Here is a 25,059-nt window from a genome sequence, read left to right as displayed (position 1 = left end):
TTTTCGCGTTAGTCGGTTAGGTCGGGAGACGATAGCCTTGAGGCCATCCACAGACAACCCGAGAGAGACCATGGCTCGTCCCCGCCTGATGCCCGACAACTTCACCCTGCTGCTGGTCGCCACGGTGATCCTGGCCAGCGTGCTGCCCTGCCGGGGCCTCGCTGCCCAGGTCGCCAACGTGGTGACCAACATCGCCATCGGCCTGCTGTTCTTCCTGCATGGCGCCAAGCTGTCGCGCCAGGCGCTGGTGGCCGGCATCACCCACTGGCGGCTGCACCTGCTGGTGTTCGCCTTCACCTTCGTCAGCTTTCCGCTGCTCGGCTGGGCGCTGCAGCCGCTGCTGGCGCCCCTGGTGACACCGGAGCTCTATCTCGGCGTGCTGTTCATGTGCGCCCTGCCCGCCACCGTGCAGTCGTCCATCGCCTTCGTCTCCATGGCGCGCGGCAATGTCTCGGCGGCGGTCTGCAGTGCGTCGCTGTCCAGCCTGCTCGGCATCTTCCTCACCCCGCTGCTGGTACGGCTGCTGCTCGACGCCCACGGCGGCTCGGACGGCCAGAGCACCCTCGATGCCATCGTCAAGATCTGCGTCCAGCTGCTGCTACCCTTCGTCGCCGGCCAGCTGCTGCGCCCGGTGATCGGCCACTGGGTCGATCGCCACAAGGGCAAGCTCAAGTTCGTCGACCAGGGGTCCATCCTGCTGGTGGTCTACACCGCCTTCAGTGCCGCGGTAATCGAAGGCCTGTGGCGCGAGACGCCGATCCTGTCGCTGGTGGGCCTGGTGTTCATCTGCGCCACCCTGCTGACCCTGGTGCTGCTGGCCACACGCTACAGCGCGCGGCTGCTGGGCATGAGCAAGGAAGACGAGATCACCGTGGTCTTCTGCGGCTCCAAGAAGAGCCTGGCCACGGGAGTGCCCATGGCCAAGGTGCTGTTCGCCGGCAGCACCATGGGGCCGGTGCTGCTGCCCATCATGCTGTTCCACCAGATCCAGCTGATGGTCTGCGCGGTACTGGCCCAGCGCTACGCCAAGCGTGAGGCGGTAGCGCCTGTCACGCCCGCGGTAGCGCCGCTACCCAAGTGATGCGCGCGGCGGCGAGGCGCCCGATCAGCGCGCCTCGTCCTCGCGAACCGGTTTGCGCATGGTGACCCACTCTTCCGCAGCAGTGGGATGGATGCCCAGGGTGTCGTCGAAGCAGGCCTTGGTCGCCCCGGCCTTGAGGGCAATGGCCAGGCACTGGATCTGCTCGCCGGCATCCGGCCCCACCATGTGGCAGCCCAGCACCTGGTCGCTGTCGGCATCCACCACCAGCTTCATCAGGGTGCGCTCCTGGACGTCGGTCAGGCTGAGCTTGGTCGGCCGGAAGCTGCTCTGGAAGATCTTCAACCGATGGCCACGTTCGCGGGCCTCCTCCTCGCTCAGGCCGATGCTGGCCAGATTGGGCAGGCTGAAGACCGCACTGGCGATCAGGTCGTAGTTCAACGGGCGATAGCTGTCCGGATTGAACAGGTGCCGCGCCAGGGTCATGCCCTCGGCCAGGGCCACCGGGGTCAGTTGCACCCGGCCGATGACGTCGCCGATGGCGTAGATCGACGGCTCGGTGGTCTGGAAGGTCTCGCCGACCTCGATGAAGCCTCGCGCATCCAGGGCCACCCCGGTGTTTTCCAGCCCCAGGTCATCCAGCATCGGCCGGCGGCCGGTGGCATAGAACACGCAATCGGCTTCCAGCACCCGATCATCCTTGAGCGTCACCTGCAGGCTGCCATCGGCGGCCTTGTCGATCCGCGCCACATCGGCATTGAACTGCAGGTCATGGCCACGTTTGAGCATCTCGTCGCGCAGGTGCTCGCGCACGCCCTGGTCGAAGCCGCGCAGGAACAGCTCGCGGCGATACAGCAGCGTCGTGCGAGCGCCCAGGCCCTGGAAGATCGAGGCGAATTCCACGGCGATGTAGCCGCCCCCCACCACCACCACCCGCTTGGGCAGCTCCGGCAGGTAGAAGGCCTCGTTGGAGGTGATGGCGTGCTCGCGCCCGGGAAAGTCCGGCACGTCCGGCCAGCCACCGGTGGCGATGAGGATGCGTTCGCAGCGATAGCGCTGGCCTTCGACCTCGACGGTATGGGGATCGAGGATGCGGGCATGGGCTTCAAGCAGGGTCACCCCGCTGTTGACCAGCAAGGCCCGGTAGATGCCGTTCAGCCGGCGGATCTCGTGGTCCTTGCTGGCGACCAGGGTATTCCAGTCGAAGGCCGGGACCTCGGCGTCCCAGCCATAGCCGCGGGCCTGGCGGAATTCGTCGCGAAAGGAGGCGCCGTAGATGAAGTACTTCTTGGGCATGCAGCCCACGTTGACGCAGGTGCCGCCAAGGTAGCGGCTTTCCGCGACCGCCACCCGGGCTCCGAAGTCGGCGGCGAAACGTGCCGCGCGCACGCCGCCCGAACCGGCGCCTATCACGAAGAGGTCGAAATCAAAGGTCGTCATGGAGCTCTCTCTCTGCAGCTGCTGGCGCCAGCATAACGCAAGGCAACCCCGGGCAGCGGCGCGGATGGCCAACCGCCAGAAACGACAAGGCCACCCGCAGGTGGCCTGGTCCGGTGCACAGGGCGTCTTACAGCGCCTTGTACAGATTCTCGAAGCAGAAGTTGGTGGCTTCGACGAAGCCTTCCGCGCTGCCGCAGTCGAAACGCTGACCCTTGAATTTGTAAGCCAGTACGCAACCGTCCTGGGCCTGTTTCATCAGGGCGTCGGTGATCTGGATCTCGCCACCCTTGCCCGGCTCGGTCTGCTCGATCAGGTCGAAGATGTCCGGGGTCAGGATGTAGCGGCCGATGATCGCCAGGTTGGAAGGGGCATCTTCCGGCTTGGGCTTCTCGACCATGTTGTTCACGCGGTAGATGTCGTCGCGGATCATCTCGCCGGCGATCACACCGTACTTGTTGGTCTCGTTGGCCGGCACTTCCTGGATGGCCACGATCGAGCAGCGGAACTGGTTGTACAGCTTGACCATCTGCTTGAGGACGCTGTCGCCGTCCAGGTTCAGGCAAAGGTCGTCCGCCAGCACCACGGCGAAGGGCTCGTCACCGATCAGCGGGCGGCCGGTCAGGATGGCGTGACCGAGGCCCTTCATTTCCACCTGACGGGTGTAGGAGAAGGTGCAGTTGTCGATCAGCTTGCGAATGCCGACCAGGTACTTTTCCTTGTCGGTGTTCTTGATCTGGCTTTCCAGCTCGTAGCTGATGTCGAAATGGTCTTCCAGCGAGCGCTTGCCACGACCGGTGACGATCCCGATCTGATGCAGGCCCGCCTCCAGAGCTTCCTCCACGGCGTACTGCACCAGCGGCTTGTTCACAATGGGCAGCATTTCCTTGGGCATGGCCTTGGTCGCAGGGAGAAAACGAGTGCCATAGCCGGCTGCCGGAAACAGACATTTGGTGATCATGGGAGTCCTTTGATCTGTACGTGAAGGCAAAACGAACGGCGGTCTATCCAGCCGCTTGTCGCATACAATGCCCGAAGCGCGCGACGCTGGAAATAGCCAGGCATGGGCGCTCTGTGGACGTGCGGATACGACTCCAGGATTGCCTTCCGGTTCTGCGCAAAGCCGCAAAGAACTGCTATCGTCCAAAGTTTGGAACCAGCGTCACGACTCCGCGGATAGATCTCGACATGAAGAAATGGATGCTCCCGTTGCTGTGTGTTTCCCTCGCCGGCTGCTCCCTGGGCGGTCACCACGAGGCAGCGGAAACGCGGCCACTGAGCGCGGAACAGACCACCCTGCTGCGCCAGAACGACCTGTTGCAGGCCAAGCTGCTGGTCCTGGGTGGCAGTGAGGAACAGCTCAAGCTCGCGGATGCCCTGCTCCTGCGCAATGGCGGCACCAGTGCCGATGGCGAGGTGGAATTCTATCGCGCGGTGATCGCCATCAAGCAGGGTCCGCAGACCGACGATGTCCTGGAATTGCTGAACGCCTCCGCCGATCATCGCTATCCGCTGGCCTATGCCCTGCTCTATCGCATGTACACCGACCCCTTCCTGGTTCCCGAGGCGGATCCGATCCAGGCGCAGACCTACAAGAGCGCCTATGGCGAGCTGGCGGTCGCCAAGAGTGGCTACCCGTCCTTCGACAAGGCCCTGGAAGTCACCCGCCAGCTGGCGCCCTGAATCCGCCCCTCTAGCCGGCCGCTTTTGCGGCCGTTCACAGTCTGGCACTGGCGAATGAGCAGCCGTTGACCTTTCCTTCATGTGAATGATGTCAATTGGCCGCACGACGGTAGCATCGAACCTCTACCGTCCGCCGCCCAGAGCCATTCCCATGTCCTCGCTTGGCAAGCTGTCACCCGATATCGTTGCCGTCCGCACCGTGACGCAGCGGCTCGTCCTGCTGCTGATCGGGTTCTTTGCGCTGGCCATCCTGCTGACGCGGCTGCCGACCTTCATCAACGCGGCCAGTGGCGAGACCTGGCAGATCCGCGGTGGCCAGATTCCGCTGATGCAATATCCCGCCATGCCGGAACGCAGCGTGGTCGCCAACCGCCAGCTGATCGTCATGCTCGAGCCGGGCGATCGCGTCCTGGTCCTGGACAGCGCTCCCTTTCGCCCCTGGAAGAAGGTCATGCTGATCGGTGAAGACAGCCGCATCGGCTGGATTCGCGTCACCCCGGCGCTGGGCGCGATCCGTCTGGAATGACGCCGGCCCCGGAGCGCGACGACAACAGCCGCATGACCCGGGTGTCATGCCAGCGATACCAGCGTTCATGGCCCAGCCGTTGCGCCTGGCGATGCTCCGGATGGGCGCCCCAGGCCGCCACTGCGGCCTGGTCGACCCAGTAGGACAGCGTGATGCCCAGGCCATCGGCGCCGCGTACCGACTCCACTCCCAGAAAGCCCGGTTGTGCCTGCGCCAGCTCCAGCATGCGCGCGGCCGTACGCTCATAGTCGGGATCCTCGTCCGCGCGCTGCGAGATGAAGGCGATCACCACACAATCGGGCGGCAGGTCCGGCCGGTTCATGGACGCGGTCTCCGCGCGACCACGGCCTCCAGCCAGGCCCGGACCGCGGTGGGAACCTGCCCGGTCAGGGCCTCGCGCTCAGGCTGGTAGAGGGTCCCGAAATGACAGGGTTGGGTTTCCAGCTCAAAGGCCACGGGTAACGCCTCTTCGTCCCAGGCCAGTACCCGCCAGCCGGCGGCGAGCAGGTCCGGCAGGTACTCGGGATTCACGCCGAAGCGACAGCGATAGGCGGCCTGCGCCTGCCGGCCTTCCTCTCCCCTTGCCAGGCGCGAACCAGGCTCCACACGGAGCTCATTGTGATACTCGATGCGCGCACAGCTCAGGGGCGCCAGCAGCGCCCGCGACGTCAGCGGGTGCTCCTCGGGGTGGGCCGCGTCCGTCCATCCCAGCACGGAATGAGCGTACTCCAGCAGGGCGTACTGCAGCCCGCCACAGGTACCAAGAAAGGGGATCCGCCGCTCACGGGCGGTGCGGATGCTCGCCAGCACCCCCTCCCGGTTGCGGTATGGACTGCCCGGCACGCACCAGAGGCCGTCACAATCGGCAAGAGCGCCGTCAGCCGCCATGGTAGGCAGCCAGCGCGTCCGCAACGTGATGCCCAGTGCGCTGGCTGTCAGCGCCAGGGCCTGGGGGATGGCCTGATGGGCAACAATGGACGCGTCCTGGTCACCCAGGAGCACGATCTCGTAAGACGCCATGGTGGACACCTGTCGGCTGGAGGAAAGGTCCTACCCACTCTAGGGCCTGGGGCCCGTGGTTTTAATAGGCGTCGCGGACAGCAGGCCTTGCGCTGCCGCCCTGTTCATCACCCTCCCGATTGCCAGGCGTAAAAAAAGCGCCCGGTACAGCAGCTGTACCGGGCGCCGGATACCACGCGATCAGGGCGCCGGATTGGGCTGGTCGACGTGGATGGCTTCGATGGCGGCCAGGGTTTCCTGGTCCAGCACCAGCTCGCTGCTCGCCAGGTTGCTTTCCAGCTGGGCGAGCGAGGTGGCGCCGATGATGTTGCTGGTCACGAAGGGCCGACTGGTGACGAAGGCCAGGGCCATCTGCGCCGGATCCAGGCCGCGTTCCTCGGCCAGCTCGACATAGGCCTGGGCGGCGCGCTGCGTCTGCGGATTGCTGTAGCGCTGGAAGCGTTCGAACAGTGTCAGCCGCGCCCCTTCTGGACGCGCGCCGTGCAGATACTTGCCCGCCAGCACGCCAAAGGCCAGCGGCGAATAGGCCAGCAAGCCGACCTGCTCGCGGATGGCCTGCTCGGCCAGCCCCACCTCGAAGCTGCGATTGAGCAGGTTGTAGGGATTCTGGATCGAGACCACCCGCGGCCAGCCACGGCTCTCGCTCAGGTGCAGGAATTGCTGCACGCCCCAGGGCGTTTCGTTGGACAGCCCCACATGGCGCACCTTGCCCGCACGGACCAGGCCGTCGAGGGCCTCGAGGGTCTCTTCCAACGGGGTGAAGGCCGCCTCGCTGTGCACGTAGCCCAGCTGACCGAAGTAATTGGTGCGGCGATCCGGCCAGTGCAGCTGGTAGAGATCCAGGTAGTCGGTGTTGAGCCGCTGGAGACTGGCGTCCAGCGCCGCGGTGAGATTGGCCTTGGTAAAGGCCAGCCCGCCATTGCGGATGTAGTCCATGTCGCGCCCCGGACCGGCCGCCTTGCTGGCCAGTACCCAGTCGGCACGATCGCCATGCTGGCGGAAGTAGTTGCCGATGATAGTCTCGGTACGGGTATAGGTCTCGGCGCGCGGCGGCACCGGATACATCTCCGCCGTGTCGATGAAGTTGACCCCGGCGGCCTTGGCGGCGCGCAGCTGCTCGAAGGCCTCGGCCTCGGTGTTCTGCTCACCCCAGGTCATGGTGCCCAGCGCGATGGCGCTAACCTTGAGATCGGTACGGCCCAGCGATCGAAAGTGCATCAGGAAGCTCTCTGTCGGTGCGGAAGTCGTACAAGTTAGCAGGAGGCTGCCCGCTCTGCCCATCGCGCCGACAAGGCTTTCGATCGGGCTACGACCACCGCACCCTCGCCAGGCGCGCCACGAATCCGTAAAATGCCGCCCCGCCTGAGCGCCCTGGGTTCCCTCACCCCAGGTAACCAAAAAAGGACTGCCCATGTCTGCCTTGCTTGCCACCCCGCGGCGTGCCCTCGTGGCCGCGCTCGTCGCCTTCCACATCCTCATCATCATCGCCAGCAACTATCTGGTGCAGTTGCCGCTGCAGCTGTTCGGCTGGCACACCACCTGGGGCGCCTTCAGCTTCCCCTTCATCTTCCTGGCCACCGACCTCACCGTGCGGGTGATGGGCAAGGCGGCGGCGCGTCAGGTCATCGCCCGGGTGATGCTGCCGGCGCTGGTGGTCTCCTATGGGGTTTCCGTGCTCTTCCAGGACGGCAGCTTCCAGGGCGGGACGGCGCTGGCCACCCTCAGTGTCTTCGTCCTGCGCATCTCCCTGGCCAGCTTCTGCGCCTATGTGCTCGGGCAACTGCTCGACATCCAGGTGTTCGACCGCCTGCGGCGCTCGCGCCACTGGTGGCTGGCGCCGACGGTCTCGACCCTGTTCGGTAACGCCCTCGACACCCTGGCGTTCTTTTCCATCGCCTTCTGGCGCAGCGACAATCCCTTCATGGCCAGCCACTGGCCGGAGATCGCCCTGGTCGACTACGGTGTCAAGCTGACGGTCAGCCTGCTGCTCTTCGTGCCGCTCTACGGCGTGCTGCTGCGCTCCCTGGTACCTCAGGCCTGGGCGCGGCGCCCGGACCTCGCCTGAGGGCAGGATTGCTGCCAGGCGCGGCTTACCCCTAGAGTGAAGCCTCCTCCACTGCCCCGGGTTCCGCCATGCTCGCCACCGCTCTCGCCCGCTTTCCACGCCTGACGCTGCAATCCTCGGCGACCCCGCTGGAGGTCCTGCCGCGCCTGTCGGCAGAGCTGGGCCGACCGGTCCACTGCAAGCGCGACGACACCACCAGCCTGGCCCTGGGCGGCAACAAGGTGCGCAAGCTGGAGTACCTGGTCGCTGCGGCCCTGGCCGCCGGCGCCGACACCCTGGTGACCGCCGGCGCCATCCAGTCCAATCACGTGCGCCAGACTGCAGCCGTCGCTGCGCAACAGGGCCTGGGCTGCGTCGCCCTGCTGGAAAATCCCATCGCCACTGCGGATCCCGGTTACCTGCACGGCGGCAATCGTCTCCTGCTCGAACTCTTCGGCGCCGAGGTCAGCGCCGTGGCTGCACTCGATGATCCGGTCAGCCAGCTGGAAGCCGAAGCCGAGCGCCTGCGCCAGCAAGGGCGCAAGCCCTGGGTGATTCCCGTTGGCGGCTCCAGCGCCCTGGGCGCCCTCGGCTACGTCCGTGCCGGCCTGGAACTCGACGCCCAGCTGCACGAACTGGAGCTGCAACCCGCCGCCGTCATCCTCGCCTCCGGCAGTGCCGGCACCCAGGCCGGGCTGGATCTCGCTTTCCATCACCTGCGGCCAGGGGTGCCGGTGATCGGCGTCACCGTCTCCCGCACCGAGGCCGAACAGCTGCCCAAGGTCGCCCTGCTGCGACAACAACTGGCCGCCCTGCTGGGCGTCGCCCTGCCTCAGGAGCCGCCGCAGCTGCGTGACGGCTATTTCGGTCCCCGCTATGGCGAGCCCAATCCCGGCACCCTGGCGGCCATCCGCCGGCTGGGCCGACTGGAAGGTCTGGTCCTGGATCCGGTCTACACCGGCAAGGCCATGGCCGGCCTGCTGGATCTGGTGGCCAGCGGCGACCTCCCACCCGGCCCCCTGGTATTCCTGCATACCGGCGGCGCCCCGGGCACCTTCGCCTATGGCGACTGGTTGGCGTGATCGGCTAGCCAAGTCCCCAGGGCGATGGCATAACGTCAGCAGTTTTCGGACTTGGGATGTCAGAACAGACACCCTCATAGTGGCGCACCCTCATAACCTCAAGGATTTCCTCCATGCGCAAAGCTCTCCCCCAGCGTCTGTTCCGTAGCGCCGCCCTGCTGCTCGCCCTGGGCCTGGCCCACCAGGCCACCGCCCAGGCCGAAGACCTCCTGCAGACCGTCAAGCAGCGCGGCGAACTGGTCGTCGGCCTGGAAGGCACCTATCCGCCCTTCAGCTTCCAGAACGAACAGGGCCAGCTGACAGGCTTCGAGGTGGACTTCGCCAAGGCGCTGGCCAAGGAACTGGGCGTCGATGCCAAGATCCAGCCCGGCAAGTGGGATGGCCTGCTGGCCGCTCTGGAATCCCGTCGTCTGGACGTGGTGATCAACCAGGTCACCATCAGCGAAGAGCGCAAGAAGAAATACGATTTCTCCACCCCCTACACCGTGTCCGGCATCCAGGCCCTGGTGCGCAAGGACGACGTGGACAGCATCAAGACCGCCGCCGACCTCGCCGGCAAGAAGGTCGGCGTCGGCCTGGGAACCAACTACGAGCAGTGGCTGCGCCAGAACGTACCCAAGGCGGACGTGCGCACCTACGAAGACGATCCGACCAAGTACCAGGACCTGCGCGTCGGCCGTATCGACGCCATCCTCGTCGACCGCCTGGCCGCCCTGGAACTGCTGTCCAAGACCAAGGACAGGCTGGCCCTGGCCGGTGAGCCCTTCAGCCGCCAGGAATCGGGCATCGCCGAGCGCAAGGGTGATCCGGAATTCCATGCCGCGGTCGACCAGGCCATCGCCAAGCTGCGCGCCGATGGCACCCTGGCCAAGATCTCCGAGAAGTGGTTCAAGGCTGACGTCACCCAATGAGCGACACGCTGCAGCTCCTGCTCGATTCGCTGCCCTTCCTGCTGAAGGGCGCGATCTGGACGGTAGTCCTGAGCCTCGGCGGCATGTTCTTCGGACTGCTGCTGGGCTTCGGCCTGGCCCTGCTGCGCCGCTCCCGGAGTCTGCCGCTGCGTAGCCTCGCGCGGCTGTACATCTCGTTTTTCCGGGGTACGCCGCTGCTGGTGCAGCTGTTCGTCATCTACTACGGCCTGCCCGAGCTCGGCCTCCAGCTTGATCCGCTGCCCGCGGCGCTGATCGGCTTTTCGCTGAACATGGCCGCCTACACAGCGGAGATCATCCGCTCGGCCATTGGCGCCATCGACCGCGGCCAGTGGGAGGCCGCCGCCAGCATCGGCATGACGCCCCTGCAGACCCTGAGGCGCGCCATCCTGCCCCAGGCGCTGCGAATCGCCCTGCCACCACTGGGCAACAGCTTCATCTCGCTGGTCAAGGACACCTCGCTGGCCGCCACCATCCAGGTACCGGAGCTGTTCCGCCAGGCCCAGCTGATCACCGCCCGCACCTTCGAAATCTTCAGTCTCTACCTGGCCGCCGCGCTGCTCTACTGGGTGCTGGCCAGCCTGCTCTCCACCCTGCAGAACCGTCTGGAGCGGCACTACGGCCGTCATATCAACGAGCGAGGCCCGTCATGATCGAGGTGCAGGGGCTGTCCAAGTCCTTTCAACGGCAGACCGTGCTCCAGGCCATCGACCTCCAGGTGGCCGAGGGCGAGGTAGTCGCCATCATCGGCCCCAGCGGCTCGGGCAAGACCACCCTGCTGCGCTGCCTCAATCTGCTGGAGACCCCGGACGCCGGCAGCATCCGCCTGGGTGATCTGCATATCGATGCCAGCCGGCCGCTCAAGGCCCAGCAAGGCACCATTCGCCGGTTGCGGCAGAGCATGGGTTTCGTCTTCCAGAGCTTCAATCTGTTTCCCCATCGCACCGCGCTGGAGAACGTGATCGAGGGCCCCATCATCGTCCAGGGCGAAGCGCGGGACACCGCCAGCGCCCGCGGTCGCGAGCTGCTGGCCAGGGTCGGGCTGGCCGACAAGGCGGATACCTATCCAGGGCAGCTGTCGGGTGGCCAGCAGCAGCGGGTCGCCATCGCCCGGGCGCTGGCCATGCGTCCCCAGGCCATCCTCTTCGACGAACCCACTTCGGCGCTGGATCCCGAGCGGGTCGGCGAGGTGCTGGAGACGATCCGCGGGCTGGCCCAGGAGGGTCGTACCCTGATGATCGTCACCCACGAGATGGCCTTCGCCCGCGACGTCGCCCACCGGGTGCTGTTCATGGACGCTGGCCGCATCGTCGAACAGGGCCCGGCGGCCGAGCTGTTCAATCGGCCGCGTGAGGAACGAACCCGGCGCTTCCTGGCCAAGTTCGTTCGCGACAACGCCGCCGACTACTCCTGAGCCAGGCCGGCACACCCCTGCAGGCTGGCCTGGCTGACATTGCTGTTGGCCGGCACGCCATGGGTCAGCCAGACGTTGCCGCCGATGGTCGAGCCCTGGCCGATGGTGATGCGCCCGAGGATGGTCGCCCCGGCATAGATCACCACGTCGTCCTCGACGATGGGATGGCGCGGGTGGCCCTTCTTGAGATTGCCCTCGGCATCGGCCGGGAAGCGCTTGGCGCCCAGGGTCACCGCCTGATAGATGCGCACCCGGTCGCCGATGATGCAGGTCTCGCCGATCACCACGCCCGTGCCATGGTCGATGAAGAAGCCTTCGCCAATCTGGGCGCCCGGGTGGATGTCGATCCCGGTCGCCGAATGCGCCCGCTCGCTGACCATCCGCGCCAGCAGCGGCAGGCCGCTGCGATAGAAGTGATGGGCGATGCGGTGATGGATCATGGCGTAGATGCCCGGATAGCACAGCAGTACCTCGTCCACGCTGCGCGCGGCGGGATCGCCCTGGTAGGCGGCGATCACGTCGGTATCCAGCAGGCGGCGCAGATCCGGCAGCGCCAGGGCAAAGGCCTGCACCAGCCGGCGCGCCTCATCGGCACGATTGACGCCGTTCTCGCCACGCTGCTTGGCGAAATAGTCCAGCTCCAGCTTCGCCTGGATCACCAGGGCATTGAGCGCTCGCTCCACCTCGAAGCCGACATAGAAGTCCTCGCTTTCCTGGCGCAACTGATCCGGCCCGAGGCGTAGCGGAAAGAGCGCCCCGCTGAGGGATTCGATCACGGTGGCCATGACGCTGCGCGACGGCAGCTCGCGGCCACTGAATTCGCGAAAACGTCCGTGGGTCTCGCGCCATTGGCTGCGCGCCTCATGCAGTTCACCGACGATGCGCCCTAGTTGCCAGTCGTTGCCGCCCGTGGATTGCCCGTTAAGTTCGCTCATAAGTCATCTATCCAGTTGCCAGGCTGACGAGGATAAAGTATCCGCTGGTCCCTGACAGCCCACGTCGCGCCAGGCGCGCTAAGCTGTCGCCCTTTGCCCATCAAGGAGCGCCACCCATGATCGCTTCCCCGCTGGTCACCGCCGCCTGGCTGCACGAGCACCTCGGCCGCCCGGATCTGCTGATCCTCGACGCCAGTCTCTATCTGCCCAACGAGGCCCAGGTCGCTGACGAGACCTATCGGCAGCAGCACATCCCCGGCGCCCTGCGCTTCGACATCGAATACTTTTCGGACCCGGACACCGCGCTGCCGCACATGGTCCCCAGCGCCGGACGCTTCGCCCGTCTGGCCGGCGAACTGGGCGTCACCCCGGAGACTACCCTGGTCGTCTACGACCAGAAGGGTCTCTTCTCCGCCGCCCGGGCCTGGTGGCTGTTCCGCCTGTTCGGCCATGACCAGGTGATGGTGCTCGATGGCGGCCTGCCGCTCTGGCGTGAACAGGGCCTGCCGCTGGAGGCCGGTGAAAATCCGCCCAGCCCCCAGCCACCCTACCCCGTCATCTTCAACAACCGCCTGCTTTGCGGCCTGGGCGATGTGCAGACCGCGCTCAGCGTGGGCCAGACCCAGGTACTCGACGCGCGCGGCGCCAAGCGCTTCACCGGGGAGATCGCCGAGCCGCGCCCGGGGGTGGCCTCCGGTCATATGCCCGGCAGCCAGAACCTGCCCTACGACAGCCTGTTGACCGAAGACGGCACCCTGCTGCCACCCCAAGAGCTGCGCCAGCGCTTCCAGGCCCTGGGTATCGATGGCCTGCATCCGGTGATCACCAGCTGCGGCAGTGGGGTCACCGCCACGGTGCTGCTGCTCGCGCTCAGTGTCGCCGGCTTTCCGGATGGCCGACTCTATGACGGATCCTGGAGCGAATGGGGTCAGCATCCCGCCACGGTAAAGGCCCTGGGCGCTGCCTGAGACCTGGCTAAGGTACTGATTTCGCTCATGACCTGTAGTATCCGATAGAGGCGCCTAATCGCCAGCATCGCCTTTAACAATGAGGTGAATCGTCAAAATGCGATTAGTATGCGTCCTATCGATTTCAACCCTGACTTAAACCCATCAAGGAGTCATCAATGTCCCTGATCAACACCGAAGTGAAGCCTTTCACCGCGACCGCCTACCACAATGGCAAATTCGTCCAGGTGACCGAGGCCGATCTGAAGGGCAAGTGGTCCGCCATCGTGTTCTACCCGGCTGACTTCACCTTCGTGTGCCCCACCGAGCTGGAAGACCTTGCTGACCTGTACCCCGAGTTCCAGAAGCTGGGCGTAGAGATCTATGGCGTGTCCTGCGACACCCACTTCGCGCACAAGGCTTGGCACGACACCTCGGAAGCCATCAAGAAGGTCAACTACCCGCTGGTAGGCGATCCCACCGCTCGCCTGGCACGCAGCTTCGAAGTGCTGATCGAAGAAGAAGGCCTGGCCCTGCGCGGCACCTTCCTGATCAACCCCGAAGGTCAGATCAAGCTGTGCGAGATCCACGACAACGGTATCGGCCGTGATGCCAGCGAACTGCTGCGCAAGGTCCGCGCCGCCCAGTACGTCGCCAACCACCCGGGCGAAGTCTGCCCGGCCAAGTGGAAAGAAGGCGAAGCGACCCTGACCCCCTCGCTGGACCTGGTAGGCAAGATCTAACGCCCGCCTGATCTAGCCCGAGCGCCCGGGCGCCTTGCCCGCGCGCTCTTTTTTTGCCCATTTTTTACGGAAGCCACGTCGCCATGTTGGACGCAAATCTGAAAGCCCAGCTCAAGACCTACCTCGAACGCGTCACGCGCCCCATCGAGATCGTCGCGTCCCTCGACGATGGCGCGAAGTCCCGTGAAATGCACAGTCTGCTGCAGGATATCGCCAGCCTGTCCGATCAGGTCAGCCTCAGCACCGACGGCAGCGATGAGCGTCGTCCCTCCTTCGCCCTGCTGACCCCTGGCCAGAACATCGACCTGCGCTTCGCCGGTCTGCCCATGGGCCACGAATTCACTTCCCTGGTCCTGGCCCTGCTCCAGGTCGGCGGTCATCCGTCCAAGGCCAGCCAGGACGTCATCGAACAGGTCAAGGCCCTTGACGGCGACTACCAGTTCGAAACCTATTTTTCTCTGTCCTGCCAGAACTGCCCGGACGTGGTGCAAGCCCTGAATCTCATGGCCGTGCTCAATCCCCGGGTCAAGCACGTGGCCGTCGACGGCGCCCTGTTCCAGGACGAAGTCGAGCGCCGCCGGATCATGGCCGTGCCCAGCGTCTACCTGAACGGCGAACCCTTTGGCCAGGGCCGCATGGGCCTGGAAGAGATCGTCGCCAAGCTCGACACCGGCGCGGCCGCCCGCTCCGCCGACAAGCTCAAGGCCAAGGACGCCTTCGACGTCCTGGTCATTGGTGGCGGCCCCGCTGGTGCTGCAGCAGCCGTCTATGCCGCGCGCAAGGGCATCCGCACCGGCGTCGCCGCCGAGCGCTTTGGTGGTCAGGTACTGGACACCCTGGCCATCGAAAACTTCATCTCCATCAAGGAGACCGAAGGCCCGAAGCTGGCCATGGCGCTCGAAGAGCACGTCAAGCAGTACGAAGTCGACATCATGAACCTGCAGCGTGCTGAGCAGCTGATTCCAGCCCACGAAGCCGGCGGTCTGCACGAGGTACGCTTCGCCGATGGCGGCTCGCTCAAGGCCAAGACGCTGATCCTTGCCACTGGTGCCCGCTGGCGTGAGATGAACGTGCCGGGTGAGCAGGAATACCGTAACCGCGGCGTAGCCTACTGCCCGCACTGCGACGGCCCCCTGTTCAAGGGCAAGCGCGTCGCCGTGGTCGGGGGCGGCAACTCGGGAGTCGAGGCAGCCATCGACCTCGCCGGCATCGTCGCCCAGGTGACCCTGATCGAGTACGACGGCCAGCTGCGTGCCGACGCCGTGCTGCAGCGCAAGCTGTTCAGCCTGCCCAATGTGACCGTCATCACCAGCGCGCTCACCAGCGAAGTCAAGGGTGACGGCCAAAAGGTCAACGGCCTGGTCTACAAGGACCGCAATTCCAGCGAGTTCCACCACATCGACCTGGAAGGCGTCTTCGTACAGATCGGTCTGGTGCCCAACACCGACTGGCTCAAGGGCACCGTGGAGCTTTCGCCACGTGGCGAGATCGAAGTGGACGCGCGCTGCCAGACCTCCCTGCCCGGCGTGTTCGCGGCGGGCGACGTCACCACCGTACCCTACAAGCAGATCATCATCGCCCTGGGCGAAGGCGCCAAGGCCTCGCTGGCCGCCTTCGATCACCTGATCCGCACCAGCGCCTGATCGATCTGACGCGCCACTCCAAGCCCGACACCTGTCGGGCTTTTTTTCGTCTGGCGTTTTTTGCCCAGGCGTTGGCATGGTTCTCGCTGCAACCTAACCAGGCGTCATAAAGATGGGCACGAACGGTCTAGGAGTTCTTCCCGGACTTTCGTTAGGATCTTAGTGCCGGGTTCCTAGACCTGGCAGCTCCAGCGGTTGAGGACCAGGCGACATATGCACAGACAGATTTCTCCCAGCATCCACGATTCCTATCCCCCCAAGCTGGCGCTCGCCACTCCGCTCACCCATCCGGAACTCGTAGCCTCTCTGGAGGCCACCCTGGCCCAACGCCAACCCGGCCCGGTGTGGCTGTTCGCCTACGGCTCGCTGATCTGGCGGCCCGAGTGCCCCGCGGTCGACGTTCGCCGGGCGCGGGTGCACGGCTATCACCGCGGCCTCTATCTCTGGTCCCAGCTACATCGCGGCACCCCCGAACAACCCGGCCTGGTACTGGGACTGGATCGCGGCGGCTCCTGCTCGGGCTTCGCCTACCAGTTGCCCGATGACCAGCTGGACGACCATCTGCTGGCCCTCTGGAGGCGCGAAATGCCGGATGGCTCCTACCGTCCTCGCTGGCTGCAATGCCACCTGGAAGACGGTAGCAAGGTCCAGGCGCTCGGCTTTGTGCTGAAACGCAATCTCCCCTGCTATGCCGGCAGCCTGCCCGATGACATCCTCAATCGCGTCCTGACCGAAGCCTGCGGCCATTTCGGCACCACCCTGGAGTACGTCGAACGCACCATCACGGCGCTCAGGGCTCATGCCATGCCCGATCGCAACCTGGAAGCCCTGCTGCAGCGCTATCGCAGCGCACCGCTGCTGGAGGCCATGCAGGGATGAAGCAGCGCCAGATCAATCCCAACAAGCTGCTGCTCAGCAAATGGACGGCCGTCCAGCCGCGCGAACGGCAGAAGCACTTCATCGTTACCCGGGTGCATACCCCGGAAGTCGAGACCGATCCCATCTCGCAGATAGATATACAAGCCGTTCTCACTCGTCGCACCTGGACGCTGGACTGGCACGAGTTGCAGGATGCAGAATGCTGGCTGCAAGGCTGGCAATAAAACTCCGAAAGCAGGGCCGGAATTTTGCGACTAGCATCGCGATATGACGGCACGTTTCTGCAAAGGTGAAACCCTGTAGCAGCCAATGCTGTCACAGTGCCACCTTTGAACAGGAAGCTCTTCCGGATGACCCTCTATGTCGAACTCGCCAGCGCCTTCAACACCCTGAAAGGCGGATTCGAACCCCTGCGCTGCGTAATCTCCACGCGAGATCAACGTGCCTACGATGTCGAGGTCTTCTCTCGTAGCGGTCAGTCGGTACTCAATCGCCCCATCGCACGCACCGAATTGCTCGACGCTGCCATGCTCGAAGCCTTCATCCTCGACAGCCGCTCACGCATCGAGCGCGATGCGGATGAAACCCCCTACTGGACGATTCCCGCCTAAACGAAAAAGGCCACTCATGCTTGAGTGGCCTTTTCATTTGGATGGTGCCCGAGGCCGGAATCGAACCGGCACGACCGTTAAGTCGAGGGATTTTAAGTCCCTTGTGTCTACCAGTTTCACCACTCGGGCAGAACCGAACCCTCACACAAATGGATTCGTGGAACCTGATCCAGTATTCACACATCCCTGGATGATGAAAAGCCCCGTAGACCAGGGATCTACGGGGCTTTCAATAGTGGAGGCCGAGGTCGGAATCGAACCGGCGTACACGGATTTGCAATCCGCTGCATGACCACTCTGCCACCCGGCCTCAAACCTGAATGTCTTGCGACACTCATGTAAACATGGAGCGGGAAACGAGACTCGAACTCGCGACCCCGACCTTGGCAAGGTCGTGCTCTACCAACTGAGCTATTCCCGCTTGGTGACGGGCGCCATTCTATCTGAGCCACCCTTCATGTCAAGCCATTGATTCAAAAACTTATTTCTTTTTCTCGGCGCTCATCAGATGCGGCCAGGCCGCCATCAGATAGGTGCACATGGACCACAGCGTCAGCGCCGCCGCGACGATGAGCAAGGCGTAGCCGCTGATGACCCAGAAGGTCATCTGCGGCGGATTGGCCAACAGGATGACCAGGGCCAGCATTTGCGCCGCCGTCTTCCACTTGCCCAGATTGGAGACCGCGACCTGGGCGCGGGCACCCAGCTCGGCCATCCATTCCCGCAACGCCGATACGACGATCTCGCGCCCGACGATGATGACCGCGGGCAGCGTCAGCCAGGCGTTGGCGTGCTCCTGCACGAGCAATACCAGGGCCACGGCAACGATGAGCTTGTCCGCTACCGGATCCAGAAAGGCACCAAAGGGCGTGCTCTGCCCTAGGCGCCGCGCTAGATACCCATCCAGCCAGTCGGTCGCGCAAGCGATCGCGAAGACGGTGCTGGCGGTCCAGTAGCTCCAGTGGACTGGCAGGTAGAACAGGATGACGAACAGAGGAATGAGGAAGACGCGCAGTACGGTAAGCAGATTTGGGATATTCATTGGCGCGGCTATTGGTGAACGTGAGGCGATTCTACTCGCTGTGCAAGGCGGCATAAATCTGCTCGGCCAGCTTTTTGCTGATGCTGGGCGCTTTGGCAATTTCCTCGATGCTGGCGCGCTGCAATTCGCGGAGTCCACCAAAGTGCTTCAGGAGCTCCTGGCGACGCTTGGGCCCGATACCGGCGACCTCTTCCAGGGAGGATGTTCTGCGCGCCTTGCCGCGACGCGCGCGATGCCCGGTAATCGCGAAACGGTGCGCCTCATCGCGGATCTGCTGGATGAGGTGCAGTGCGGGCGAATGAGCCGGCAGGATGAATTCGTTGGAAGGATCGTCCAGATAGAGGACCTCAAGGCCAGGCTTGCGGGTGACACCCTTGGCAACCCCAAGCAGGACCAGATCCGGCACGGCGAGCTCCCTGAGCACCTCACGGGCCATGGCCAACTGACCCTTGCCGCCATCCACCAGCAGGATGTCAGGCAGCTTGCCCTCGCCCGCTTTCAGCCGACTGAAGCGACGCGTCAGCGCCTGATGCATCGCCGCATAGTCATCGCCGGCTGTCACGCCTTCGATGTTATAGCGACGATAATCCGATTTGAGTGGCCCTTCCGGCCCGAAGACCACACAGGACGCCACGGTCGCCTCGCCACTGGAGTGACTGATATCGAAACACTCCAGTCGTTGCGGCGGTTCGGGTAGATCCAGCGCTTGGACCAGCGCATCGAAACGTACACCCATGTGCTGCCGATTAGCCAGGCGCGTATTCAGCGCCTGCTCCGCATTGGTTACTGCCAGCTGCTGCCAGCGTGCCCGGGTCCCGCGTACGCGATGAGCGATGACCAACTGCCGCTTGTGGACTTCGGCGAAGGCGTCGATCAGGGTAGCGAAGTCCTCATGGACGGAATTGACGATGATCTCGTCCGGCAGATCCCGCTCCAGGTAGGCGAGATAATACTGCTCCAGGAAGGCGGCCAGCACTTCGCTGGAATCTTCCTCGATTCCCACCTCTGGGAAGAAATTCTTGCTGCCCAGTACCCGACCACCGCGGACACTGACCAGGTGAACACAGGCGCCGCCCGGGTTGACGAGCGCCGCTATGACATCGACGTCACCGGTGCCACCCTCGATACTCTGCTGGTCCTGGACACGCCTGACCAGGGCAACCTGATCACGCAGCTCGGCGGCGCGCTCGAACTGCAGATTGACCGAGGCGCTCTCCATCTTGACTTGCAGCTCTTCAGCCAGGGCATTGCTGCGCCCCTCGAGAAACATGGCGGAATGGCGAACGTCCTCGCCATATTCCTGCTCACTCACCAGCGCAACACAGGGTCCCTTGCATCTCTTGATCTGGTATTGCAGACAAGGCCGCGTGCGATTGCGGAAGTAGTTGTCATCACACTGGCGCACCTGGAAGGCTTTCTGCAGGAGATTGAGACTTTCACGGATGGCACCGGCACTGGGATAGGGCCCGAAATAACGTCCCTTCCCTCTTTTCTCTCCACGATGAATGGTCAGCCGAGGATACTTATCTTCCGTGGAGAGATAGACGTAGGGATAGGACTTATCGTCCCGCAACAGGATGTTGTAGGGCGGACGCCACTGCTTGATGAGGTTTTGTTCCAGCAGGAGCGCTTCGGTCTCGTTGCCGGTGATGGTGGTCTCGATCTGGGCGATCTTGGACACCATGGAAGCCGTCTTGGGCGCCAAGCCGGTCTTTCTGAAGTAACTTGAAAGGCGGTTCTTGAGGTTCTTGGCTTTACCTACATAGAGGAGCTTGCCACCCTCATCGAACATCCGGTAGACACCCGGACGTCCACTGCAACCAGATAGAAAGGCCGCAGCATCGAAAGATTGACTCATATCAACTCGTTGCATCTACCATGCCGTGGCGAACAGCCAACATGGCCAATTCGACATCGCTGGTAATCGATAATTTCTCGAAGATCCGATAGCGATAGGTGTTAACGGTCTTGGGTGACAAACAAAGCTTGTCGGAAATGACCTGGACTTTCTGGCAACCGGCAATCATCAGCGCGATCTGAATCTCACGCTCGGACAGCTGATCGAAGGGTGACGCTTCTGCCTTGGACTGGAAGGGCTTCAAGGCGAGCTGCTGGGCGATCTGCGCACTGATGTAACGCCGGCCGGCAAAGGCCTGCTTGATGGCGGTGATCATCTCTTCGATGTCAGCACCCTTGGTCAGATACCCTGCAGCGCCGGCCTGGAGCAGGCGAGTCGGAAAGGGGTCTTCCTCACAGGCCGTAACCACGACAACCTTCAGATCGGGACGGCTGCGCAAGAGCTTGCGCGTAGCTTCCAGCCCACCAATACCAGGCATCCGGACATCCATCAAGACGACATCCGGCTCGAGTTCACGGGCCAGCATCAGTGCGTTTTCGCCACTGTCTGCTTGGCCGACGACCTGGATTCCTGTTACATCCGCCAGCATCCGCACGATACCGGTACGAACAAGGTCATGGTCGTCGACAACTAGCACCTTGATCAAAATCGAATCCCCTTCGCTTGCGCTTTCATCGCTTGCGTCACCTAAACACCTGTCCGCAGATCCTAACGTTCAAGGGATAGGATCCTAGGCCACGCTAGAAATTTGGTTGATCATGCAAAGAAAAAAGGGGTACGACGCTTCGCACCCCTTGCCTACCGGCCTAAGGCCATTGGGCATTGTATACCGAAAAGGTTAAGGAAAATGTACTGGATCAGAATCATTCCCGGTCAGGTTACCAGTGGCTTTGCTGGATTGCTGGCCGGCCGCAGTGGGCGATCTCGAGCGGCTTAGCTCTGCATAGGCACCGTATCTGTAGCGCGCACTCGGGACTCGAACAGTTAATCGGAATTGCCCTGCTAGCCATTTTTCCAGAGCTCTGAGACGTACAGGGAGCCAGGAACGTTTAGCTTCGCGGGTTCAATCCAGCCTACGCTGTTGGCGGTATGAAGCTGGGTAGGAACGGCCGTATCAGAGGACCGCCATGGCCCCAAGCGCTCAGCGCGGACCTCCCTCCTTGAGCTTCGCGGCGCTCAGCACCAACCTACGACAGTCCTGTGCCGCGCTTCACACACAACAGCCCGGCGCAGCCGGGCTGTTGGGGCTCTTGTGCCCTTGCAGGCTTAAAGCAGCACCTGCCCGACAGGCACTACTGCAACGTCTCCGCCGTGCCCTTTGATCCCCTCTCCCCAAGGAGAGGACTGGGGTTAGGGCCGCCTCAGCTACACAGCTTCAGGCTTCCGCTCGCCGATTATTTGCGCCCAGCATTCAAGCCCCCTGACGCCCGGCCAAACTTTTTCCGCCCCAAAGACAACACCCCCGCCAGAGTGAACTGAGCGGGGGTGCTGGGTGTTAGGCGCTTGACGATGACCTACTCTCACATGGGGAAACCCCACACTACCATCGGCGATGCATCGTTTCACTTCTGAGTTCGGGAAGGGATCAGGTGGTTCCAATGCTCTATGTTCGTCAAGCAATTCGGTTGGCTGACCAGGCGATGCTGCATGCCTGGCTGGCCCAATTGGGTCTGTGATCGAAGTAGACAACTCGTCCTGGGTCTTGCGAACCCACGCGCCGTTTTCGGCGTCGTCTTCCTCACGCTCTGACCGCGGTCAGATTGTTTGGGTGTTATATGGTCAAGCCTCACGGGCAATTAGTATCGGTTAGCTCAACGCCTCACAGCGCTTACACACCCGACCTATCAACGTCGTAGTCTTCGACGGCCCTTTAGGAAGCTCAAGGCTCCAGTGAGATCTCATCTTGAGGCAAGTTTCCCGCTTAGATGCTTTCAGCGGTTATCTCTTCCGAACGTAGCTACCCGGCAATGCCACTGGCGTGACAACCGGAACACCAGAGGTTCGTCCACTCCGGTCCTCTCGTACTAGGAGCAGCCCCTCTCAAATCTCAAACGTCCACGGCAGATAGGGACCGAACTGTCTCACGACGTTCTAAACCCAGCTCGCGTACCACTTTAAATGGCGAACAGCCATACCCTTGGGACCGGCTTCAGCCCCAGGATGTGATGAGCCGACATCGAGGTGCCAAACACCGCCGTCGATATGAACTCTTGGGCGGTATCAGCCTGTTATCCCCGGAGTACCTTTTATCCGTTGAGCGATGGCCCTTCCATACAGAACCACCGGATCACTAAGACCTACTTTCGTACCTGCTCGACGTGTCTGTCTCGCAGTCAAGCGCGCTTTTGCCTTTATACTCTACGACCGATTTCCGACCGGTCTGAGCGCACCTTCGTACTCCTCCGTTACTCTTTAGGAGGAGACCGCCCCAGTCAAACTGCCCACCATACACTGTCCTCGATCCGGATAACGGACCAGAGTTAGAACCTCAAGATTGCCAGGGTGGTATTTCAAGGATGGCTCCACGCAGACTGGCGTCCACGCTTCAAAGCCTCCCACCTATCCTACACAAGCAAGCTCAAAGTCCAGTGCAAAGCTACAGTAAAGGTTCACGGGGTCTTTCCGTCTAGCCGCGGATACACTGCATCTTCACAGCGATTTCAATTTCACTGAGTCTCGGGTGGAGACAGCGCCGCCATCGTTACGCCATTCGTGCAGGTCGGAACTTACCCGACAAGGAATTTCGCTACCTTAGGACCGTTATAGTTACGGCCGCCGTTTACCGGGGCTTCGATCAAGAGCTTCGCTTGCGCTAACCCCATCAATTAACCTTCCGGCACCGGGCAGGCGTCACACCCTATACGTCCACTTTCGTGTTTGCAGAGTGCTGTGTTTTTAATAAACAGTCGCAGCGGCCTGGTATCTTCGACCGGCATGAGCTTACGGGGTAAACCCTTCACCCTCACCGGCGCACCTTCTCCCGAAGTTACGGTGCCATTTTGCCTAGTTCCTTCACCCGAGTTCTCTCAAGCGCCTTGGTATTCTCTACCCGACCACCTGTGTCGGTTTGGGGTACGGTTCCTAGTTACCTGAAGCTTAGAGGCTTTTCCTGGAAGCATGGCATCAACCACTTCTCCTTCTAAAAGAAGGATCGTCATCAGCTCTCGGCCTTAACTGTCCGGATTTACCTAAACAGTCAGCCTACCACCTTAAACTTGGACAACCAACGCCAAGCTGGCCTAGCCTTCTCCGTCCCCCCATCGCAGTAACTAGAAGTACGGGAATATTAACCCGTTTCCCATCGACTACGCCTTTCAGCCTCGCCTTAGGGACCGACTCACCCTGCGTCGATTAACGTTGCGCAGGAACCCTTGGTCTTTCGGCGTGCGAGTTTTTCACTCGCATTGTCGTTACTCATGTCAGCATTCGCACTTCTGATACCTCCAGCAAGCTTCTCAACTCACCTTCACAGGCTTACAGAACGCTCCTCTACCGCATCACCAAAGGTGATACCCGTAGCTTCGGTGCCTGGTTTGAGCCCCGTTACATCTTCCGCGCAGGCCGACTCGACTAGTGAGCTATTACGCTTTCTTTAAAGGGTGGCTGCTTCTAAGCCAACCTCCTAGCTGTCTAAGCCTTCCCACATCGTTTACCACTTAACCAGGACTTTGGGACCTTAGCTGACGGTCTGGGTTGTTTCCCTTTTCACGACGGACGTTAGCACCCGCCGTGTGTCTCCCATGCTCGGCACTTCTGGGTATTCGGAGTTTGCATCGGTTTGGTAAGTCGGGATGACCCCCTAGCCGAAACAGTGCTCTACCCCCCAGAGTGATACATGAGGCGCTACCTAAATAGCTTTCGAGGAGAACCAGCTATCTCCGAGCTTGATTAGCCTTTCACTCCGATCCACAAGTCATCCCCTGCCTTTTCAACGGAAGTGGGTTCGGTCCTCCAGTCAGTGTTACCTAACCTTCAACCTGCTCATGGATAGATCGCCCGGTTTCGGGTCTATTCCCAGCGACTAAACGCCCTATTAAGACTCGCTTTCGCTACGCCTCCCCTATTCGGTTAAGCTCGCCACTGAAAATAAGTCGCTGACCCATTATACAAAAGGTACGCAGTCACCCAACAAAGTAGGCTCCCACTGCTTGTACGCATACGGTTTCAGGTTCTATTTCACTCCCCTCTCCGGGGTTCTTTTCGCCTTTCCCTCACGGTACTGGTTCACTATCGGTCAGTCAGGAGTATTTAGCCTTGGAGGATGGTCCCCCCATATTCAGACAGGGTTTCTCGTGCCCCGTCCTACTCGATTTCATTGATAAGAGCGTTTCGCGTACAGGGCTATCACCCACTATGGCCGCCTTTTCCAAGGCGTTCCGCTACTCTCAAATCAACTTAAGGGCTGGTCCCCGTTCGCTCGCCACTACTAAGGGAATCTCGGTTGATTTCTTTTCCTCAGGGTACTTAGATGTTTCAGTTCCCCTGGTTCGCCTCTTAACCCTATGGATTCAGGTTAAGATACCTAGCTTATGCTAGGTGGGTTTCCCCATTCAGAGATCTCCGGGTCACAGGTCATTTGCCACCTCACCGAAGCTTATCGCAGGCTATCACGTCTTTCATCGCCTCTGACTGCCAAGGCATCCACCGTATGCGCTTCTTCACTTGACCATATAACCCCAAGCAATCTCGCTGGCGTCACAAGGACGCTACCGATCTGCAGGGCGCTAAATGAGTGAAGACGACATTTCGCCGAAAACTTGCGCTTGAGTTCGCAAGATTTTACCTTGACGACACTAACTGCCAGTGAAAACAGTTAATGCAGTCTACTTCTATCACTTTCCCAATTTTTTAAAGAACAGTTCTGATCAAAGACCAGAAGTCAGCTTTTGTGCCCTTCTCATTACCTTTCGGTAGGGAGAAGTCAAAGGCTCACTTCTGAGCTTTTCAAGCAATCGCGTTAGCGGTTAGGTGGAGATGGTGGAGCCAAGGAGGATCGAACTCCTGACCTCCTGCGTGCAAGGCAGGCGCTCTCCCAGCTGAGCTATGGCCCCATCGATTGGTGGGTCTGGGCAGATTCGAACTGCCGACCTCACCCTTATCAGGGGTGCGCTCTAACCAACTGAGCTACAGACCCAATCGTCTTACCTTGAGTCTAACTAACTCAATTGCTCTTCTATCAGTGAATCAAGCAATTCGTGTGGATGCTTGCCAGCAAGCTGACATCTTC

Annotated in this window: 23 protein-coding genes, 5 tRNA genes and 2 rRNA genes; 14 read left to right on the top strand and 16 right to left on the bottom strand. The window is 62.1% G+C overall.

Annotated elements, in window-relative coordinates; genetic code table 11:
• Nucleotides 1–70 precede the first annotated feature (70 nt).
• The gene (locus QE393_RS07375) at nt 71–1,081 is read left to right on the top strand and encodes a bile acid:sodium symporter family protein (RefSeq protein ID WP_273807496.1); all 1,011 of its coding nucleotides are present in this window, start codon (nt 71–73) and stop codon (nt 1,079–1,081) included.
• Between the two features lie 24 nt (nt 1,082–1,105).
• Here the strand turns inward: QE393_RS07375 and gorA are convergent, their stop codons facing one another.
• Together gorA and galU are read right to left on the bottom strand one after the other, a co-directional pair.
• Nucleotides 1,106–2,479 (bottom strand): glutathione-disulfide reductase, encoded by a 1,374-nt coding sequence (gorA, locus tag QE393_RS07370; protein WP_133861816.1) that lies wholly within the window; start codon nt 2,477–2,479, stop codon nt 1,106–1,108.
• Nucleotides 2,480–2,606: 127 nt separating this feature from the next.
• Nucleotides 2,607–3,437 (bottom strand): UTP--glucose-1-phosphate uridylyltransferase GalU, encoded by an 831-nt coding sequence (gene galU / locus QE393_RS07365; RefSeq protein WP_059314756.1) that lies wholly within the window; start codon nt 3,435–3,437, stop codon nt 2,607–2,609.
• A gap of 239 nt (nt 3,438–3,676) precedes the next feature.
• On the opposite strand from galU, the gene QE393_RS07360 reads away from it, so the two are divergent.
• On the top strand, nt 3,677–4,159 hold the full coding sequence (locus tag QE393_RS07360; RefSeq protein WP_256664577.1) for a hypothetical protein: 483 nt from the start codon (nt 3,677–3,679) through the stop codon (nt 4,157–4,159).
• Nucleotides 4,160–4,310: 151 nt separating this feature from the next.
• Nucleotides 4,311–4,685, top strand: a complete 375-nt coding sequence (locus QE393_RS07355; protein WP_273807498.1) for a hypothetical protein — start codon at nt 4,311–4,313, stop codon at nt 4,683–4,685.
• On the opposite strand, the gene QE393_RS07350 is transcribed toward QE393_RS07355, so the two are convergent.
• From QE393_RS07350 to QE393_RS07340, 3 genes are all read right to left on the bottom strand, one after another.
• Nucleotides 4,651–5,007: an antibiotic biosynthesis monooxygenase gene (locus tag QE393_RS07350; RefSeq protein ID WP_273807499.1), complete on the bottom strand. Its 357-nt coding sequence runs from the start codon at nt 5,005–5,007 to the stop codon at nt 4,651–4,653. The genes QE393_RS07355 and QE393_RS07350 overlap by 35 nt on opposite strands.
• Nucleotides 5,004–5,705 (bottom strand): glutamine amidotransferase-related protein, encoded by a 702-nt coding sequence (locus tag QE393_RS07345; RefSeq protein WP_273807500.1) that lies wholly within the window; start codon nt 5,703–5,705, stop codon nt 5,004–5,006. The genes QE393_RS07350 and QE393_RS07345 overlap by 4 nt, the downstream gene beginning before the upstream one ends.
• A 180-nt stretch (nt 5,706–5,885) precedes the next feature.
• Nucleotides 5,886–6,923, bottom strand: a complete 1,038-nt coding sequence (locus QE393_RS07340) for an NADP(H)-dependent aldo-keto reductase (RefSeq protein WP_310042743.1) — start codon at nt 6,921–6,923, stop codon at nt 5,886–5,888.
• A 193-nt stretch (nt 6,924–7,116) separates the two neighbouring features.
• Between QE393_RS07340 and QE393_RS07335 the strand changes: the two genes are divergently transcribed.
• The 5 genes from QE393_RS07335 (at nt 7,117) to tcyN (ending at nt 11,174) form a co-directional block, all read left to right on the top strand.
• On the top strand, nt 7,117–7,770 hold the full coding sequence (locus QE393_RS07335; protein WP_310042742.1) for a 7-cyano-7-deazaguanine/7-aminomethyl-7-deazaguanine transporter: 654 nt from the start codon (nt 7,117–7,119) through the stop codon (nt 7,768–7,770).
• A gap of 68 nt (nt 7,771–7,838) precedes the next feature.
• Complete coding sequence (locus QE393_RS07330; protein WP_273807503.1) at nt 7,839–8,831, top strand: D-cysteine desulfhydrase; 993 nt, start codon at nt 7,839–7,841, stop codon at nt 8,829–8,831.
• A gap of 113 nt (nt 8,832–8,944) precedes the next feature.
• Nucleotides 8,945–9,742 carry a cystine ABC transporter substrate-binding protein gene (gene tcyJ / locus QE393_RS07325; protein WP_273807504.1) on the top strand — a complete coding sequence of 266 codons (798 nt, stop codon included), beginning with the start codon at nt 8,945–8,947 and terminating at the stop codon, nt 9,740–9,742.
• Entirely contained in the window at nt 9,739–10,413 is a 675-nt protein-coding gene (tcyL, locus tag QE393_RS07320; protein WP_160922313.1) for a cystine ABC transporter permease, read from the top strand. Before tcyJ ends, tcyL begins: the two co-directional genes overlap by 4 nt.
• Nucleotides 10,410–11,174, top strand: a complete 765-nt coding sequence (gene tcyN, locus QE393_RS07315) for an L-cystine ABC transporter ATP-binding protein TcyN (RefSeq protein ID WP_310042740.1) — start codon at nt 10,410–10,412, stop codon at nt 11,172–11,174. Before tcyL ends, tcyN begins: the two co-directional genes overlap by 4 nt.
• Here tcyN and epsC read toward each other — a convergent pair.
• A complete protein-coding gene (gene epsC / locus QE393_RS07310) occupies nt 11,165–12,109 on the bottom strand; it encodes a serine O-acetyltransferase EpsC (RefSeq protein WP_310042739.1) in 945 nt (314 codons plus the stop codon). The genes tcyN and epsC overlap by 10 nt on opposite strands.
• A 116-nt stretch (nt 12,110–12,225) precedes the next feature.
• On the opposite strand from epsC, the gene sseA reads away from it, so the two are divergent.
• The 6 genes from sseA to QE393_RS07280 all read left to right on the top strand — a co-directional run bounded on the left by sseA (nt 12,226) and on the right by QE393_RS07280 (nt 16,932).
• A complete protein-coding gene (gene sseA / locus QE393_RS07305) occupies nt 12,226–13,077 on the top strand; it encodes a 3-mercaptopyruvate sulfurtransferase (protein ID WP_273807507.1) in 852 nt (283 codons plus the stop codon).
• 158 nt (nt 13,078–13,235) lie between these two features.
• On the top strand, nt 13,236–13,799 hold the full coding sequence (ahpC, locus tag QE393_RS07300; RefSeq protein ID WP_310042738.1) for an alkyl hydroperoxide reductase subunit C: 564 nt from the start codon (nt 13,236–13,238) through the stop codon (nt 13,797–13,799).
• An 83-nt stretch (nt 13,800–13,882) separates the two neighbouring features.
• A complete protein-coding gene (gene ahpF, locus QE393_RS07295; protein WP_158897004.1) occupies nt 13,883–15,442 on the top strand; it encodes an alkyl hydroperoxide reductase subunit F in 1,560 nt (519 codons plus the stop codon).
• Nucleotides 15,443–15,655: 213 nt separating this feature from the next.
• Nucleotides 15,656–16,321 (top strand): gamma-glutamylcyclotransferase, encoded by a 666-nt coding sequence (locus QE393_RS07290; protein ID WP_310042736.1) that lies wholly within the window; start codon nt 15,656–15,658, stop codon nt 16,319–16,321.
• Nucleotides 16,318–16,545 carry a TIGR02450 family Trp-rich protein gene (locus QE393_RS07285; RefSeq protein ID WP_310042733.1) on the top strand — a complete coding sequence of 76 codons (228 nt, stop codon included), beginning with the start codon at nt 16,318–16,320 and terminating at the stop codon, nt 16,543–16,545. The genes QE393_RS07290 and QE393_RS07285 overlap by 4 nt, the downstream gene beginning before the upstream one ends.
• 126 nt (nt 16,546–16,671) lie before the next feature.
• Nucleotides 16,672–16,932 (top strand): hypothetical protein, encoded by a 261-nt coding sequence (locus QE393_RS07280; protein WP_158897001.1) that lies wholly within the window; start codon nt 16,672–16,674, stop codon nt 16,930–16,932.
• Between the two features lie 42 nt (nt 16,933–16,974).
• Here QE393_RS07280 and QE393_RS07275 read toward each other — a convergent pair.
• The 10 genes from QE393_RS07275 to QE393_RS07230 all read right to left on the bottom strand — a co-directional run bounded on the left by QE393_RS07275 (nt 16,975) and on the right by QE393_RS07230 (nt 24,966).
• A tRNA-Leu gene (locus tag QE393_RS07275) sits at nt 16,975–17,061 on the bottom strand.
• A 107-nt stretch (nt 17,062–17,168) separates the two neighbouring features.
• Nucleotides 17,169–17,242: transfer RNA gene (locus tag QE393_RS07270), tRNA-Cys, on the bottom strand.
• 35 nt (nt 17,243–17,277) lie between these two features.
• Nucleotides 17,278–17,353, bottom strand: a tRNA-Gly gene (locus tag QE393_RS07265).
• Between the two features lie 60 nt (nt 17,354–17,413).
• The gene (pgsA, locus tag QE393_RS07260) at nt 17,414–17,974 is read right to left on the bottom strand and encodes a CDP-diacylglycerol--glycerol-3-phosphate 3-phosphatidyltransferase (RefSeq protein ID WP_133861891.1); all 561 of its coding nucleotides are present in this window, start codon (nt 17,972–17,974) and stop codon (nt 17,414–17,416) included.
• Between the two features lie 31 nt (nt 17,975–18,005).
• Nucleotides 18,006–19,832 carry an excinuclease ABC subunit UvrC gene (gene uvrC / locus QE393_RS07255; RefSeq protein WP_310042731.1) on the bottom strand — a complete coding sequence of 609 codons (1,827 nt, stop codon included), beginning with the start codon at nt 19,830–19,832 and terminating at the stop codon, nt 18,006–18,008.
• Between the two features lies 1 nt (nt 19,833).
• Entirely contained in the window at nt 19,834–20,478 is a 645-nt protein-coding gene (uvrY, locus tag QE393_RS07250) for a UvrY/SirA/GacA family response regulator transcription factor (RefSeq protein WP_158895839.1), read from the bottom strand.
• Nucleotides 20,479–21,333: 855 nt separating this feature from the next.
• A 5S ribosomal RNA gene (gene rrf, locus QE393_RS07245) occupies nt 21,334–21,449 on the bottom strand.
• Between the two features lie 158 nt (nt 21,450–21,607).
• Nucleotides 21,608–24,500, bottom strand: a 23S ribosomal RNA gene (locus tag QE393_RS07240).
• Nucleotides 24,501–24,807: 307 nt separating this feature from the next.
• A tRNA-Ala gene (locus QE393_RS07235) sits at nt 24,808–24,883 on the bottom strand.
• 6 nt (nt 24,884–24,889) lie between these two features.
• Nucleotides 24,890–24,966, bottom strand: a tRNA-Ile gene (locus QE393_RS07230).
• Between the last annotated feature and the right edge of the window lie 93 nt (nt 24,967–25,059).

The organism is Pseudomonas sp. SORGH_AS_0211, from assembly GCF_031453455.1.
Taxonomy (GTDB): Bacteria; Pseudomonadota; Gammaproteobacteria; order Pseudomonadales; family Pseudomonadaceae; genus Chryseomonas; species Chryseomonas aestiva.
The sequence above is the reverse complement of the archived record's forward strand: the minus strand, read 5'-3'. Positions and strand labels throughout refer to the sequence as shown.